The sequence below is a fragment of the Ectothiorhodospira magna genome (assembly GCF_900110965.1).
Lineage (GTDB): Bacteria > Pseudomonadota > Gammaproteobacteria > Ectothiorhodospirales > Ectothiorhodospiraceae > Ectothiorhodospira > Ectothiorhodospira magna.
The window spans coordinates 61,736-77,008 of sequence record NZ_FOFO01000001.1 but is presented as its reverse complement, the minus strand read 5'-3'; the positions used below and the strand labels follow the sequence as shown (position 1 = coordinate 77,008).

At 58.8% G+C, this 15,273-nt stretch carries 9 protein-coding genes and 1 CRISPR repeat array (1 of these 10 running past the window's edge); all 9 genes read right to left on the bottom strand.

Going from position 1 to position 15,273, the window contains the following annotated elements; genetic code table 11:
- Positions 1-4,100: direct repeats of the CRISPR family, unit length 29 nt; unit sequence CGGTTCATCCCCGCACCTGCGGGGAACGC; it reaches 2,095 nt to the left of the window's first position.
- Between the two features lie 162 nt (positions 4,101-4,262).
- Entirely contained in the window at positions 4,263-4,565 is a 303-nt protein-coding gene (cas2e, locus tag BMX62_RS00320) for a type I-E CRISPR-associated endoribonuclease Cas2e (protein ID WP_090202309.1), read from the bottom strand.
- Entirely contained in the window at positions 4,546-5,457 is a 912-nt protein-coding gene (gene cas1e / locus BMX62_RS00315) for a type I-E CRISPR-associated endonuclease Cas1e (protein WP_090202307.1), read from the bottom strand. The genes cas2e and cas1e overlap by 20 nt, the downstream gene beginning before the upstream one ends.
- Before the next feature lie 3 nt (positions 5,458-5,460).
- Positions 5,461-6,060: a type I-E CRISPR-associated protein Cas6/Cse3/CasE gene (gene cas6e, locus BMX62_RS00310; protein WP_202906163.1), complete on the bottom strand. Its 600-nt coding sequence runs from the start codon at positions 6,058-6,060 to the stop codon at positions 5,461-5,463.
- On the bottom strand, positions 6,041-6,700 hold the full coding sequence (cas5e, locus tag BMX62_RS00305) for a type I-E CRISPR-associated protein Cas5/CasD (protein ID WP_090202303.1): 660 nt from the start codon (positions 6,698-6,700) through the stop codon (positions 6,041-6,043). Before cas5e ends, cas6e begins: the two co-directional genes overlap by 20 nt.
- Before the next feature lie 2 nt (positions 6,701-6,702).
- On the bottom strand, positions 6,703-7,812 hold the full coding sequence (gene cas7e, locus BMX62_RS00300; RefSeq protein ID WP_238375778.1) for a type I-E CRISPR-associated protein Cas7/Cse4/CasC: 1,110 nt from the start codon (positions 7,810-7,812) through the stop codon (positions 6,703-6,705).
- 4 nt (positions 7,813-7,816) lie between these two features.
- A complete protein-coding gene (casB, locus tag BMX62_RS00295) occupies positions 7,817-8,317 on the bottom strand; it encodes a type I-E CRISPR-associated protein Cse2/CasB (protein WP_090202299.1) in 501 nt (166 codons plus the stop codon).
- Positions 8,314-9,810, bottom strand: coding sequence for a type I-E CRISPR-associated protein Cse1/CasA (gene casA / locus BMX62_RS00290; RefSeq protein WP_090202297.1), 1,497 nt, complete (start codon positions 9,808-9,810; stop codon positions 8,314-8,316). The genes casB and casA overlap by 4 nt, the downstream gene beginning before the upstream one ends.
- 238 nt (positions 9,811-10,048) lie before the next feature.
- Entirely contained in the window at positions 10,049-12,625 is a 2,577-nt protein-coding gene (gene cas3, locus BMX62_RS00285; RefSeq protein ID WP_090202294.1) for a CRISPR-associated helicase/endonuclease Cas3, read from the bottom strand.
- 65 nt (positions 12,626-12,690) lie between these two features.
- The gene (locus tag BMX62_RS00280) at positions 12,691-15,177 is read right to left on the bottom strand and encodes a sensor domain-containing protein (protein ID WP_090202292.1); all 2,487 of its coding nucleotides are present in this window, start codon (positions 15,175-15,177) and stop codon (positions 12,691-12,693) included.
- Between the last annotated feature and the right edge of the window lie 96 nt (positions 15,178-15,273).

Genomic DNA, 15,273 nt, shown 5'->3' with positions numbered 1-15,273 from the left:
GGGGAACGCTAGGCGGCGGGCTTGAGCCGCTTCTTGGATGCCGGTTCATCCCCGCACCTGCGGGGAACGCCTGAAGCTGTGGACGAATGAAAACGATGTGGTCGGTTCATCCCCGCACCTGCGGGGAACGCTGTCATACATTTTTAATGTCACATACTCGGCCCGGTTCATCCCCGCACCTGCGGGGAACGCTTGCGTGTTCCAAGGATGACTCCAGACATTACCGGTTCATCCCCGCACCTGCGGGGAACGCTAGTTTTAGGCGTTTGGCCTCCTTGTCGATCGCGGTTCATCCCCGCACCTGCGGGGAACGCTCTATTGTTATTTATGATGAAGCACAGAAATTCGGTTCATCCCCGCACCTGCGGGGAACGCTTCTTCGGCTTAATCAGCTTCACTTCATCAGCCGGTTCATCCCCGCACCTGCGGGGAACGCGATCAATTCCACCTCGGCCAATCGGCGGGCCACGGTTCATCCCCGCACCTGCGGGGAACGCCCTTATTATAGTTTCCACGCTGCTCAGGGTCACGGTTCATCCCCGCACCTGCGGGGAACGCGGGCTGCGCAGCAGGCGATGATGCAGATGGAGCGGTTCATCCCCGCACCTGCGGGGAACGCGGCGCGTTCGAGTTCACGGATGAATGCGTCGGCGGTTCATCCCCGCACCTGCGGGGAACGCTCGGGCGAGGTGATCACGATCCGGGTAGGTGTCAGGTTCATCCCCGCACCTGCGGGGAACGCTTTCCACTGGCACTCGGACGGCGAGGGGGACGCGGTTCATCCCCGCACCTGCGGGGAACGCGACTCAAGCCACTGACAAAACTCCGGCCAGGTCGGTTCATCCCCGCACCTGCGGGGAACGCGCGCAGGTACATCATTACCCGCACACGACATCCGGTTCATCCCCGCACCTGCGGGGAACGCACCCGGATCTTCCCAAGAATATCCGCCAGATCCGGTTCATCCCCGCACCTGCGGGGAACGCAACTTGTCCCACACCTTGCCGGAGCGCAGACGCGGTTCATCCCCGCACCTGCGGGGAACGCATCGGATCAGCCAGTTCCCCTCGATCAAAACCGCGGTTCATCCCCGCACCTGCGGGGAACGCGTGCGGCTCGCGTTCCTTGGTGAGTACAACCGCGGTTCATCCCCGCACCTGCGGGGAACGCCCAGAGTCCCGCAGATCGGACATCATCGGGCGCGGTTCATCCCCGCACCTGCGGGGAACGCTACACCCGGACGTGGCCACACTGGAGGCACTGCGGTTCATCCCCGCACCTGCGGGGAACGCGGCCGGGACGGAAATGGCTGACAGAGCAGCCACGGTTCATCCCCGCACCTGCGGGGAACGCGAGACACCGGACGTGGTGACCGTGGGTGAGCTCGGTTCATCCCCGCACCTGCGGGGAACGCGGCCCGAGTTCGCGCATCTGGATGATTCGCGGGGTTCATCCCCGCACCTGCGGGGAACGCTCACGCTGTCCCCGGTCTGCTGTCGCTGCTGCCGGTTCATCCCCGCACCTGCGGGGAACGCCAGCCTGGATACCGCCTGCTGCGCGTAATCAACGGTTCATCCCCGCACCTGCGGGGAACGCTTATCGTCAGGTCCGGTCGCTCCAGGTTCAAACGGTTCATCCCCGCACCTGCGGGGAACGCGCACTCCACTTCTGATACAGGAAGGCGATGATCGGTTCATCCCCGCACCTGCGGGGAACGCCATCGTCCTTTATCGTCTCGCATCACGGTCCCCGGTTCATCCCCGCACCTGCGGGGAACGCTATAAGGAGTCCGAGAATGAACCCGTTCAGCGCGGTTCATCCCCGCACCTGCGGGGAACGCTACGGCATCACGCCGCCTCGCGCATCCAGGCGCGGTTCATCCCCGCACCTGCGGGGAACGCCGGCCCAGCAGCCCCCGGCCCAGGAATCCCGGCGGTTCATCCCCGCACCTGCGGGGAACGCAGATGCCGCCATCGCAATTTCCGGCATTATCACGGTTCATCCCCGCACCTGCGGGGAACGCATGATCTGATTTTCATAACCCAGCGTTATGCTCGGTTCATCCCCGCACCTGCGGGGAACGCAGGATCGCGTGCCGCTAGAGGTCTGGCAGGAGCGGTTCATCCCCGCACCTGCGGGGAACGCATGGACCGCCTGGCGGACAACGAGGCGATCTGCGGTTCATCCCCGCACCTGCGGGGAACGCGCTGGATTTTTCAGGGGTCACACTGCTGCCCTCGGTTCATCCCCGCACCTGCGGGGAACGCTGGTGGTTTTCCCGGTGTAGGACTTGATAATACGGTTCATCCCCGCACCTGCGGGGAACGCCGTGAGTACATCGGCCAACGATACGTTACCGACGGTTCATCCCCGCACCTGCGGGGAACGCTGGCACTGGCTGGAACAGCAGGTTTAAAAGAGCGGTTCATCCCCGCACCTGCGGGGAACGCACGCGCTGTATTTGCTGCCCAATTTGCCGAAGCGGTTCATCCCCGCACCTGCGGGGAACGCTGCGAGTAGGCTCGGGCGATGGTAAGCGTGACCGGTTCATCCCCGCACCTGCGGGGAACGCAACCCGCAGGGCACAGTGGACGCCTTGGTGAACGGTTCATCCCCGCACCTGCGGGGAACGCATGGAGTACAAGCCCCGAGCAGGTATGGCGGGCGGTTCATCCCCGCACCTGCGGGGAACGCGGCTGGAGAGCCTAATTTATTGGCTGAACCCGGCGGTTCATCCCCGCACCTGCGGGGAACGCCCACCATCTCGCGTTCCATGCTGTTGTACTGAGCGGTTCATCCCCGCACCTGCGGGGAACGCTCATCACACACGACCCAATCCCACGGAAAAGCCGGTTCATCCCCGCACCTGCGGGGAACGCTGGGCAATGCTGGGCAAGAAGAGAGAGAGAGGCGGTTCATCCCCGCACCTGCGGGGAACGCGCCACGATAGGTACCACCCACCATTTCCCCGGCGGTTCATCCCCGCACCTGCGGGGAACGCCACGAATGGCGCGAGGGGTACGGCCTCTCGCCCGGTTCATCCCCGCACCTGCGGGGAACGCAGCGGGACGCCCATCGAGCTGGACGTGATCGCCGGTTCATCCCCGCACCTGCGGGGAACGCAATGGCGGCGGTAACGGGTTCGGGGATCATCCCGGTTCATCCCCGCACCTGCGGGGAACGCTTAGCCTGCATCCCCCGTCGGTTTCGCCATACCGGTTCATCCCCGCACCTGCGGGGAACGCCATCCGCCAGGCAGCCGCTTCGCTGGGCCGCACGGTTCATCCCCGCACCTGCGGGGAACGCGGTTCCAGTGTGTGGTCCACCATGGCCCGGAACGGTTCATCCCCGCACCTGCGGGGAACGCTTGTCCTTGGCGCCATCGTCCAAGTGCCCAAACGGTTCATCCCCGCACCTGCGGGGAACGCCGCGTGAGGGAGTTGGAGGCTAAGGCGCAAGCCGGTTCATCCCCGCACCTGCGGGGAACGCCTTACGGCGCCGCAGCGAAGCGGGCAAGGGTTCGGTTCATCCCCGCACCTGCGGGGAACGCTCCGGGGAACGCCTGGTGTTGCCCCTGGTGGACGGTTCATCCCCGCACCTGCGGGGAACGCGACCGCTACGCCCGTGCCGCCCTGGAGAGCGCCGGTTCATCCCCGCACCTGCGGGGAACGCCCGCCCAGTCACCGCCGTCACGACATCGACAACGGTTCATCCCCGCACCTGCGGGGAACGCCGGGCCGTCCTGGGTGAGCTGCTTCATGGTTGCGGTTCATCCCCGCACCTGCGGGGAACGCCTGGCCCTGCCCGTGGGCCGCCTGGAAACCATCGGTTCATCCCCGCACCTGCGGGGAACGCCAGAGGCTAAATATAGTGTTTGGACAGTGACGCGGTTCATCCCCGCACCTGCGGGGAACGCATCAAACACCAGATCACCCCACGCCCAGTGGCCGGTTCATCCCCGCACCTGCGGGGAACGCCAGCAGGGGGCCGATGGAGTCCGTCTTGTTCTGCGGTTCATCCCCGCACCTGCGGGGAACGCTGGTTGCCAAAAAAAGAACATTCAGTGAAACTCGGTTCATCCCCGCACCTGCGGGGAACGCACTTCCTCTAACCCCATGAAAAAATTAAATTTTTAAAGCACAAAAAACTCTACCAACACTTATTCCTTTCATGACACTTCCCAAGTTTTTAAAGAGCATTAAAAATCAAACAGTTATATATACCAAACAGAAGCAGTCAGGATTTGTACCAGCACATGCGCATCAGTTTCCTCCTTCATCCCCCACTGGATCGGGAAAAAAAGACACGAGTTTCATCCCGTCATGGTCCAATGGAAGGCGTCTGTTTTTGCCGCAAGTCTGAAAATCAAAGCCAGCCTCCGTATTGGTGGACCAAGCCATCACTGCATTGCCATCCTCTATACCGGCTACCACCTGTTCCCAGATCATCTCACGAATCCGGCGACTGACCTTCCCAACGTAAACCCCGGCTCGCGTCTCCAATAGCCAGATAGCCAGACGCCCACGCAAGCGCGGCGGCACATTTTCAACCACGATGACCAGCATCACCCAAAGGCTCCGCAAGAGGAATGGCCGGCGCCACAGATTCGGGCGCCGGTTCCGGCACTGCAAGTTCACCGGCGGCAAGCACCTGTTCGATGGTGGGGATGATGCGCGCGAGCACGCGCTTCTCACGAAACATATCCCGGCAGCCCTGCCTCACCTGCCTTTCAATCTGACGCTGAGGCTTCGAAGCGATTTTGAAAGCAATCGGAACCACAGTATCAAACTTGAACAGGTCAGCGATATCGTAGACGAACGACAGTGGCTTTCCGGTATGAATGAAGCCCACGGCCGGAGCATAACCAGCAGCAAGCACAGCGGCTTCAGTCACGCCATATAGGCAGGCTGTCGCCGCGCTGACAGCTCTGTTGATAGGATCTGCGGAATCCCATTCTCCCGGATCATAATGGCGACGGTCCCATTTGACACCATGTTTGCGAGCAAGCATTTTGTAAATTTCCCGGACGCGCGCGCCTTCGATACCACGAAGCTGCTCCACGCTACGTTTAGCAGGCGCCTTCTCCCCAAATCGAAGCTCATACATCTTGCGCACGACTTTCAAACGGGCATCGGGATCCAGTGCAAGCTTGGCCTGATACAGCAGACGATCCGAGCGGGCGCCCCCAGGTTGCCCGGAGGCATAAAGGCGAACACCGGCCTCCCCCACCCATACCAGTAAAGTTCCCACACGTGCCGCTAGCGCTGCCGCAGCATGAGAGACCCTGGTGCCTGGCTCCAGCATGATGCACGCAACGCTTCCCACAGGGATATGCATGCGTGTACCGGTCTTGTCCACCACGACGAAGGCGCCATCAAGCACATCAATCCGGCCCTTTTCAATGAACACCATGGAAATACGGTCTTTCATCGGGATTGGCCTCAGCGGTGGCAGCACGGTCTACAGCCTCGCCAGGGTCAACAGCCCGCAGCCGAATGCCTTGGCCGGGCCAATACCATGTGACTGCAGGTTCCAGAACCGTTCGGGTGATTCCACTCGCAATACGCCCTCGAAGGTAGTCTGCACAATCTTCCCGGCCTTACCGCCTTTACGGAAGTGAAGCACCTTTCGACTCATGACCATCGTTTCCTGTAGCGAAGCCACACCATCCAGTTTCTTTTGCAACCACAGAGACTGTTGCTGCTCGTCAATCAGAGGGACACGGCAGCTTTTAATCCGCCCTTTTCCATTCATGCGGCCAGACTCATCCTGAATCGTCTTGACTGGATTGGCCACCAGACGAAACCGCAGGGGCTGCCCTTCAGCTACCTGCGGCTGAAACGGTCGAGTGGCAATAACGGTGGAACAGCCTCCCGAGGCAACAGGCTCCAGTGAGGACTGCATCAGCACCTCGGCCCCACCACGTACCTGACGTTCCAAGCGGAAAAGAAATGGACGAGAGGCATCCGGTTGATCAGGAAAAAGTGCCCATAAGTTGCGATGCCATTGATAGGGCTGCGTCGCATCCTGTAGCAGGACTTTACTTAGATACATCACCATGCTGCTCCTTGCTGACGATAACCCCAAGCTGCCTGGTACCAAACTGCCGGTGCCCCGGCAAGGGTACATCTCTGACCATGCGTCGACTATTCCCCAAGTCTGCATTGCAGCTATACACAAGGCCGCGACCCGGCGATATCTCCGCTAAAGCGGATAGCGCACAGTCCGCCTGGCACCATCGCTCAAACAGTGGGCGGGTCAATGGGCAGGAGCGCCGACCGAGAAAAGGGGTGTAAAATGGTTTTTTTACTGCCTCCGCAATGGTTTCCAGATCGAAGACCGCCGCATCCCGTTGCGCCAATACCAAGGTAAAGCCAGCATCACAAAGATACTCCCGGCGCGACACCACGGGATGAGGATTCACACCACCACCTACCTTTCTGGCGTCCAGCACAGTGTGAAAGTCGGTGATGGTCATCGGATCCCTGCGAGGTCTTTGATCTGCCCGGATGGTCACCTCCAGACTATCACCAAGATCAATCAACCTGTCTCGCTCATGGCGATGTATGCCCAGACAGGCACCCAGCAGGCCGATAATAGCACTCAAGGTAGGAAACGGCTGTGTTGGGCGATAGTCTTCAAATGTATGGGTACCCCATGCCTGCATGGGGCCTTCCAATTTGAGAATCAGATAGTCCATGTTCAGACTCCGGCATGTGCCACCCAATCCTTGAGTGCTTTCAAGGTCGGATGTTGGTGACATACCGATTTTTCGGACATCTTTATCGTGGTGCTGAAGACGCCGGTCTCGTCCTCCAAGCCGTAGCCTTCCCGGAGACGCTGAGAATATTCCATCAGCTTTTCCGTGGAAGGCTCAAGGAAACCCTTTCTGCCATTGGAGTGAACCGGCGTTTCAAATGCATTGGCAAGGGAAACGGGCAAGTCGCTGAAACTGACCATGACCACATCGGCCAGGTTATGCGCTGCAAATGCCTGCTGCTTTGCAGACGGCACCACGGTTGCCATCAAATGAATCAGGTGCGAGGCAATTTCAAGCACTTCCCGGCGGTCTGCACCACCCAGATTCCGTTGCAACTGTCTCAAATTCAGACTGGCGTAGCGGTAAAATACTCCAGCACTGAATTCCTGAGTATTCAGGTGGCCCGCTCCGGTTTCCTCATCCGCATCCACCAGATCATCCACTGCGGTAAACCAGTCAATGTCGGCGTCCACGGCATGGGTGGTCAGTGCATGGGCCACCGACATGGCGCCGTCCACGGAGGTCATGACACCGGAAGTTGCCATGCGCCCGGATAAGGCCACATCCAGGCCGCGGCGCAGAGCCTCATCAAAGCGTTTACCCTGTTTTTTCATTTCCTTGCGCAGTTTTTGCTCATCTTCGCCGGCGTCCCGTGCTGCCTTGATCTGTTCACAGTAACTGGCAATTTCTTCCGCCACCCACGGTGCGACTGCCCGGTGCTTAAAATCATCGTTGGCCGCCGCCTTGCCTTCATCAAAACCCAGCCATTCAATGGCTGTGTCGATCAGGTCCGATGGATAGCGCTCTTCCAGGGCAGCATGCATGCGCTTGCGAAGACGGTCCAGATGGCGAGTACGCATGGATGGTTGCCCCAAATGTTCACGGTAATACTCACTGGTCCGCATGGCCCGCTTGAGGCTCTGGCTGGAGATACGCACCCGGCGCACTCCCCCAAACACTGCGGACTTCTGCATATTCATGTCATCCCGGTTGAGACAGGACGGGCTGTGAGAAATCAGAACATGGATATTGAGGAAGTTTTTTTCAGTCATGGCTTCATCCTTGGTCATCGGATAGATCAGCGGCTTCGGAAGCATTGGAGGGCACGTCGATTTCGGTTACCAGAAAGTCCCGCAGAAGGTCCTGCTTGGCGGACCGTCCCCAGAAATGAAGGCTGCGGCCCAATTTATTGGCATCCATCCCCGGTGAGCCGGCTTGCTGGAACAGTCGGCGTAATTGCTCAAGATCGCGGGGAGAATGGCTGCGCAGGACCTGAAACATGCGCATTTCATTGATGCGCCCCTTGCGTAATGCCCGCCCGGGGGCAAGGCCCGGGATATGGCGTCCCAAATATGGGAGCAAAAAGGCAAAGCGTTGGAGTGCGAGGCTGGGTTTTCGATTGCCCAGCCAACGGTAATAGGCGGGTAGGTCGGCCACGGCATCTAGGTTTTTCACCCGGCGCAGGTCAGCCTGGCCACCAGTGCCGAGCCGCTGGTAGGCATCAACCAGTGGTATGAAAAAATCCATTTTCTCCGCTTGATTGTTCTGTGCTGTCATGCCACTTTCTCCTTCGATTCAGACTCTCGTAGAGCCACATCCAGTGCGCGCCTGAACTTTGCATAGGCAGTCATACCGTCAACTGAGTGCCGATAAGGTGCTGTCAATTCATCGAACAGCCGACGAGCGATCCGATGTAGAGCGCAAATGAATTCGTCCACCGCCATTCGGGCTTCACGTCGATCCATCTGGCGCAACAGTTCATGAAGTCTGTGTCCCGTCGCCTGGTAAAAGTGTTGTTCAGCCAACGGGTAGACAGCAGCGCCGCATTCCTTGGCAAATCCATAGGTTTTGCGGCGAAGCTCATCCTTCACCCGCAGGGCTTCATTAATGGCGCGTTGAACCTGCCTCTCGCTGATACGCCAGTCCATGGGGAGGCTGTAGAGTTCGTGTCGACGCTCAAGCACTGCCGCCTGATTGACCCGATAACCGGCGACAATCATGGCAAAACGTCTTTCACGGGCGCTCAGAGCACGTTCAAACACGTCGAGGAACTGGGTAACCACCTGAGCAGGCTGACGCCCCCCGCCTGCATGCTGCTCTCGTTGAAGCAGATAATGATTCATCCAGGTCCAGGCCGGCGCCATGGTGGTGAACGACAGATAGCGGTCACGGGCGCGTTCACCCTTCTTCAGATCCCATAGCCTGGGACTATGCGGGTGATGCCACAGCCCCTCCACGGTGTAATTGAACTTCTCCTTGTTAAAGGCGGTGTAAACCCGGCTGGTCGGCAGGCCACAGGCATCACAAGACTGGCCCACTTCCGATTCCACAAGCTCCAGACGGGCGGGTTGCCACAGCAGTCCCCTTTCCAGACCGATGTCGGCGGCAGGTATCGTTTTACCGGCCACCAACGGCTCCACCCAGTTGGGGATACACTGCGTTGCATCCCGGTAAATGCGATCACGCTCCTCGGCGGACAGGACATTCAGCCAGACGGTTTCCCGCAGATCAGTGCCGGCCACCAGCGTGGTAACCGGCGCCCCGCCCCGCAATCCCCCCTTAAACCCCCCGCCAAAACTTGGGCAGTTGGAGGCTTGATTGAACAGGGCAATCGCAGCACAGCCGGGACAGACGGCATGAATCTCTCCGGCATCATTAAAAAAGGCGTGATTGTTGCCCTCGGGCAATCCCACAAACAGTTTCTGGATAGGAGTCGGATCCTTGGCTGACACCCCGCGGCTCTGCATGAAGGGGGTCGCAGGATGGTCCAAGCGGAACCAATCCCGGTAAGAAGCGGCGGCTGAATCAAAGGATTCCGGGGTAATGGGTGAGGCGACGCGCTCACGTAAGACTTTTCGGTTCTCGGGGAGAAGAATGGTCTGCACCAGGCAGATCAGCAACTGTATGGCTGCCACTTCCATGTCATCCCGAGACAGGCTCACCGACCATGGGTGATCCTCGGTCAACAACTGGCGTAACCCAATACGCCGGACAGTCACCCCATCCCGACTACGAACAGGAATCCAGTCGGACTCCAGCAGGCACTCCATGGCAAACCTCCTTTGAAGTCGATGGTGAAGCCCTTCGCAGGAAGGACACACCTTGACTCTAGCACTTAAAAACAAAAACACAAGGTATTATCTTGAGGAAAAAAACCCACCTTTGAGACAATGGTGACGGCCTGATTCAGACAGATAGTATCCCTCACATGAATCAGGTCCGCCCCTTCTTGGGGATGCACCGGTATTTTCTTGTCTCCGGTTTGGAGTATTTTCCCTGTTCCCCAGATCACTGGGGCTGTGACGGGAGGGAGGAATCGCCCTCCCGCCATTCCAGCCCGATCTCCCTGGAATACCTCATCGCACCGACAGACCAACTGCCATCAGCCTGTGGTTCCAGGATCAACCGGTAACGCCCATGTTCATCCGGATTACCCAAGGCCGCCTTCCAGCCTTTGGGCGCATTGACGGCGTTGAGATCCTCGGCTTCGCGGCGTTCAAAATCATCAAGGGCAGATTCCTGACGACCATTCAGGTAGGCAGGACCCTGCGGCATGCTTTGCAGCAGCAGCACCTTAAGTCCATTATCCCCATCACGCGTCATGGCCGCCGCGTTGGCATCGGTATCTTGCAAGGGCATCATGTCGGCTTCGGCAAGCTGGCGAGCACCGAAAAATTTGCCCAATGCTGAATTCTGGAAAGTTTCCCAGTTCTGGAGAACGGCTTCCGGCTCATCCAGCCAGGCTTCTTCCGCGTACACGGACTCGATCCAAGGGCGGTAAACATCAGGGAACGTAATCCTGTCCGTTTCCTGCAACCGGCGGTGAGTTCGCCACAACACCCGACGACACTGGTAGATGACTTCGTGCAGACCATATTGCTCATCCGGCGGCAACAGCACCGTGCAGCGGGGGTCTTCAAATCCGGCCGGCCGATCAGTGCGTGGGTGACGATGCAGCCGCCCCATACGCTGGAACAGCAAATCCACGGGGCAGAGCTGAGTGATCAACCAGTCAAAGTCCAGGTCCAGGCTCTGCTCCACCACTTGGGTTGCAACCAGAATGCGGCCGGTGGCCATCCTGTCACGACCATAATATTCCATTACCCGCTGCTCGATGACCTGCCGATCTGCAAACAGATACCGGGCATGGAACAGATCCACCGGCACTTGGGATGACCTCTCACGCAATCGTCGCCAAAGACCCTGCGCTTCGCTCACCAGATTGCAGATCACGGCCACGCATGCGCCTTCATTGGCAGCCTGAATGACCTGATCGATATCTTGATCCGACAGACGAAGATCAACCCGTTCCCGACGTTCCAGGAAAACGGTCCTGGATTCCGGCAAATGCGCAGGTTCCCCTTTCAGATCCCAGTACCTGACGGGCGTGCCGCGCCCTGCCCAGGAAATCAATGGATAGGCACTGGATTGTTGTTCCGGTACTTCGCCACCCCAAGCGTCCAACAGCAGATCCCGCTGGTAGGCCGGCAAAGTGGCAGACATGAGTATGGCGCTACCCCCGGCAGTGGCCTGAGCATGAAGGACACGGGTCAACAGGCCATACATATAGGCATCATAGGCATGCACCTCATCTACAATCAGTACGGCACGACGCACACCGAAGGCACGGACGAAGTGATGACGGATCGCCAGCACGGAAATCAATACCTGGTCGATGGTGCAAACGCCAATCTGCCCGAGAAAGACCCGCTTTCGACTCTGGGCAAGCCAATCGGCACACTGTACGGCAGCATCTTCCTCGCCCTGAGCGGTCAGGCGACGACCGGCTTCCTTAAGCGCCATATATCCTTCATGGCGTGAAGCACGCCCATGAGCCAGTACCACGTTTTTCTGGCCGGGAAAGAGATTTGGCGCCACCTTTTCCAGCCGGTTTAGCATGGCATTGGCCGTGGCCTGAGTCGGCAAGGCGAAGATGATCGCCTCCGCCACCCCGGTAGCCAGAAGATGGGCGGCATAGGCCAGACTGAACTCTGTTTTGCCACAGCCTGTCGGCCCCTCCACCAGCAGCAATCCAGCCTCCCGGGGTAGATCATCGACCAAGCATTGAATCTGACGAGGTGAGCAATCAGGAAAAATGGCGGCCATTCCCCCCTGGGCTGGCCCTTTACCCAACATGCCCGTGCTTTCCAATGCGAATAGAGCTCGCTTTTTTGCCTCAGCTTCCCAATATTCCTGAAGCGGTTGCACTATATCCCGATACTCAAACCAGTCGGTGTTGGATCCGATCCAGTCAGCAATCGAACAAAATCCGGCCATGATCTGTGGACAGGTCGGCGGGTCATCCAGGAGGGAAAGCCCGGCAGGCTCCAGAAACAGCCGGGCCAGAGATTGCAGCCAGGCTCTCCTGGCCTCCTTGTCAAAGCGGCAAACCTCTTCGTCGGCATCCGGGTCAGCAGGTATCTTCGGACTGGAAAGATCGCCGTGATGCCCGGCCACGGCCTGCATCCAGGGCTGCCAGCAGTCATAACGATCATCACTGTGCAGGGGCACGGCATGCTCAAGCCAGCCACAACCTGCTGGACCATGGGCGTAAGGTTCCGGCTCCACGCTGTCGAGATCAAAGTCCGGGCGCAGATGCAGCAATGCGGGAATGGACTTGAGCTGGAAGCGGATATCGAACTTGCCCAGATCGTGCAGGGCAACAAAAAACAGCACCCAAGCGTGAATCTTTACCGGATCTGCATCGCCATGCACCACCATGAGCCGCTGAATGACAGGACTGGACTGCCACCATGCATCAGCGACTGCGGTAACGTCCAGGCAATGATAGGGAAGAAGATGGCAGAAATCCTGTGCATCTGCTTCCGCGCGGGCCTTGCCCCAATATTTGTAAATGGCTTCCATCGCTCTTTATGTATCCCCTGAAAATGTATCGCCTGAAAATCCAGGCTCATGACAGCATACCTGCCTCACCCACCCACACCCCCCACCCCCAACAACCGCTCCACCTCCCCAGCCGGCACCGGACGACTGAACAGATACCCCTGCCCCTGCGGGCAACCATGCTCGATCAGAAAATCCCGCTGCACCTGATTTTCAATGCCCTCCGCGATGACGGTCATGCCCAATGTCTGGCCCAATCCTATGATGGCCCGGATGATGGCGGCATCTTCCGGATGGGCGGCAGGATCTTCCCGCATGTCGGAAACAAAGGATTGATCGATCTTGATGGCATGCACCGGCAGGCGCTTGAGATAGTTCAGGGATGAATAGGCGGTACCAAAATCATCTATGGAGACGCACACGCCCCGATCATTGAGCTGGGTGAGGGTGCGGATGGTCTGATCCACGGAACTCATGGCCGCACTTTCGGTGATCTCGATTTCCAGGTCACTGGCTTCAAGTCCCGCAGTGGATAACGCACCCATGATGCGTTCGAAAACATCCGGCTGCCGGAACTCACGGGCCGACAGGTTGACCGCCACAGGCACGGTGGGAATGCCACGGGCCTTCCAGATATGAATCTGTTCACAGGCCTGCCGCAGGATCTCCGGCCCCAGCGTCAATATGAATCCGGTCTGCTCCGCCAGGGGAATAAAGCGACCTGGCGATACCATCCCCCACACGGGATGCCGCCAGCGCACCAGCGCTTCAAGACTGAGCACCCGACCACTGATCAGATCCACCCGGGGCTGGTAAACAAGGTGGAACTCGCCCCGTTCCAAGGCATGACGCATGGCTTGATCCAGTTCCATTCGCTCCTGCAGGGCGGCGTCCAGTTCCTGGGTATAAAAATGATAGCAGCGGCGTCCCTCGGACTTGGCGCGGTACATGGCGGCATCGGCATGGCGCACCAACTCGTCGGGACGGTCACTGTCCGCGGGACACAGAGCAATTCCGATACTCGCGGTGACGCGCACCTGATGAGAAGCGAGGGTCACCGGACTGCTCAGTATGTCCTGGAGTTTTTCAATGACGGGGATGACACCATCCACATGTTTGAGTCTGGATAGCAACAGGATGAATTCATCCCCACCAAACCGTGCAATCGTGTCCCCTTCGCGCAACAGGGCGCGCAACCGCTGCCCCACCTGTATCAATAACTGATCACCCTGGGCATGGCCCAGTGAGTCGTTGACCACCTTGAAATCATCCAGGTCGATGAACACCACTGCCAGGATATGGCGATCCCGCCGTGCCTGGACGATGGCCTGACCAATGCGGTCCAGCATGAGGGTGCGATTGGGCAGGCCAGTTAGCGGGTCGTGGAAGGCAAGATATTCCAGGCGTTCAGTCAAGGCCCGCTTGTCGGAAATGTCCTCCGCCAGCTTGATATAGTGGGTCACGTCACCCCGGCTGTTGCGGATGGGCGCGATTCTCGCCATCTCCCAGTAGGGTTCCCCGGATTGTTTGCGATTGTTGAATTCTCCCTCCCAGGTTCCCCCTTTGCTGAGGGTCTCCCGGATGCTGGCGTATTTGTCAGCGTTCTTTCCCTCAAAACTCAGCATGCCCGTGCGTTGCCCCAGCACATCCTCTCTGGAAAAACCGGTGACGTTGCAGAAATGCTGATTGACGTACTCAATAACCCCATCAGTGTTGGTGATGACCACCACGCTGGGACTTTGTTCTACTGCGTAGGCCAGTCGTTCGCTCTTTTCCTCTGCCTGCTTGCGGTCGTTGATGTCCAGACTGGAGCCCAGGATCTTGATGAGCCGCCCATCCGGGCCGTACACGGGAGAGGCTTGGTAAAGGATCCAGCGCCAGCCGTCGGTTTTGTGGCGCATCCGTATTTCCACCCGAAATCGGCCTTCGGGCTGACGTGTGTACTGCTCGAACTGCTGAATCCCGGTGTCCCGTTCATCGGGATGGATCAGGGAACGCCAGACTTCCAGGTCATTATCCATTTCATCATCCCGATACCCCATCTGTGCCTTGAGTTCGGGGGTCAGGTAGACCTCTCCGTTGGGTCGCCACTCAAACAGGCCCACATTGCCACCACGCACGGCTTCCCATAACCGTTCCTGGTCCCGGCTGCGCGCCGTGATATCCACATCCATGCAATACAGTCGCAGGTCATTTTCACCATGCCGCACCATGACATGAGAGGAATGCACGGTGATCAGGTGCCCCTGCCGATGGCGCAAATTGAGAATCTCGGAAGGTGGCAGCCTGATGCCGTCACGTAGTTGGGCCATGCGTCGGGAAAAAGCTTCCCGATCACGCTGGGGGATGATCAGATCCGCCAGATTGGCGCCCAGCGCCTCGCTGGCCGGATAGCCATACAGCCGCTCACTGGCTTCGTTCCAGTAAAATGTCGTCCCGTCCAGTTGATATCCCTGGACGGCAACGTCCGGGATGTTGTTCAGCAGTTGGGACAGGATGGATTCGCTGCTTTTTTTGGCAACGGTCTTACCCCGTAGCATGGCCAGGGCCATCTCTTGTAGACGTTTCATCATTTTGTGCGAGAAACCCCGCTTCTTCAGCCACAGCCGTCTGCCTGTTATAGCAGATGACCGACCATGACCTGCACAAGTCGGTGGACAGGACGGGGA

What these genes read in the sequence shown, in the direction of transcription:
- cas6e (WP_202906163.1), bottom strand. Translation starts at nt 6,060, where the DNA reads ATGGTGATGTATCTAAGTAAAGTCCTGCTACAGGATGCGACGCAGCCC.
- cas5e (WP_090202303.1), bottom strand. Translation starts at nt 6,700, where the DNA reads ATGGACTATCTGATTCTCAAATTGGAAGGCCCCATGCAGGCATGGGGT.
- casB (WP_090202299.1), bottom strand. Translation starts at nt 8,317, where the DNA reads ATGACAGCACAGAACAATCAAGCGGAGAAAATGGATTTTTTCATACCA.
- casA (WP_090202297.1), bottom strand. Translation starts at nt 9,810, where the DNA reads ATGGAGTGCCTGCTGGAGTCCGACTGGATTCCTGTTCGTAGTCGGGAT.
- cas7e (WP_238375778.1), bottom strand. Translation starts at nt 7,812, where the DNA reads ATGACTGAAAAAAACTTCCTCAATATCCATGTTCTGATTTCTCACAGC.
- cas2e (WP_090202309.1), bottom strand. Translation starts at nt 4,565, where the DNA reads ATGCTGGTCATCGTGGTTGAAAATGTGCCGCCGCGCTTGCGTGGGCGT.
- cas3 (WP_090202294.1), bottom strand. Translation starts at nt 12,625, where the DNA reads ATGGAAGCCATTTACAAATATTGGGGCAAGGCCCGCGCGGAAGCAGAT.
- BMX62_RS00280 (WP_090202292.1), bottom strand. Translation starts at nt 15,177, where the DNA reads ATGATGAAACGTCTACAAGAGATGGCCCTGGCCATGCTACGGGGTAAG.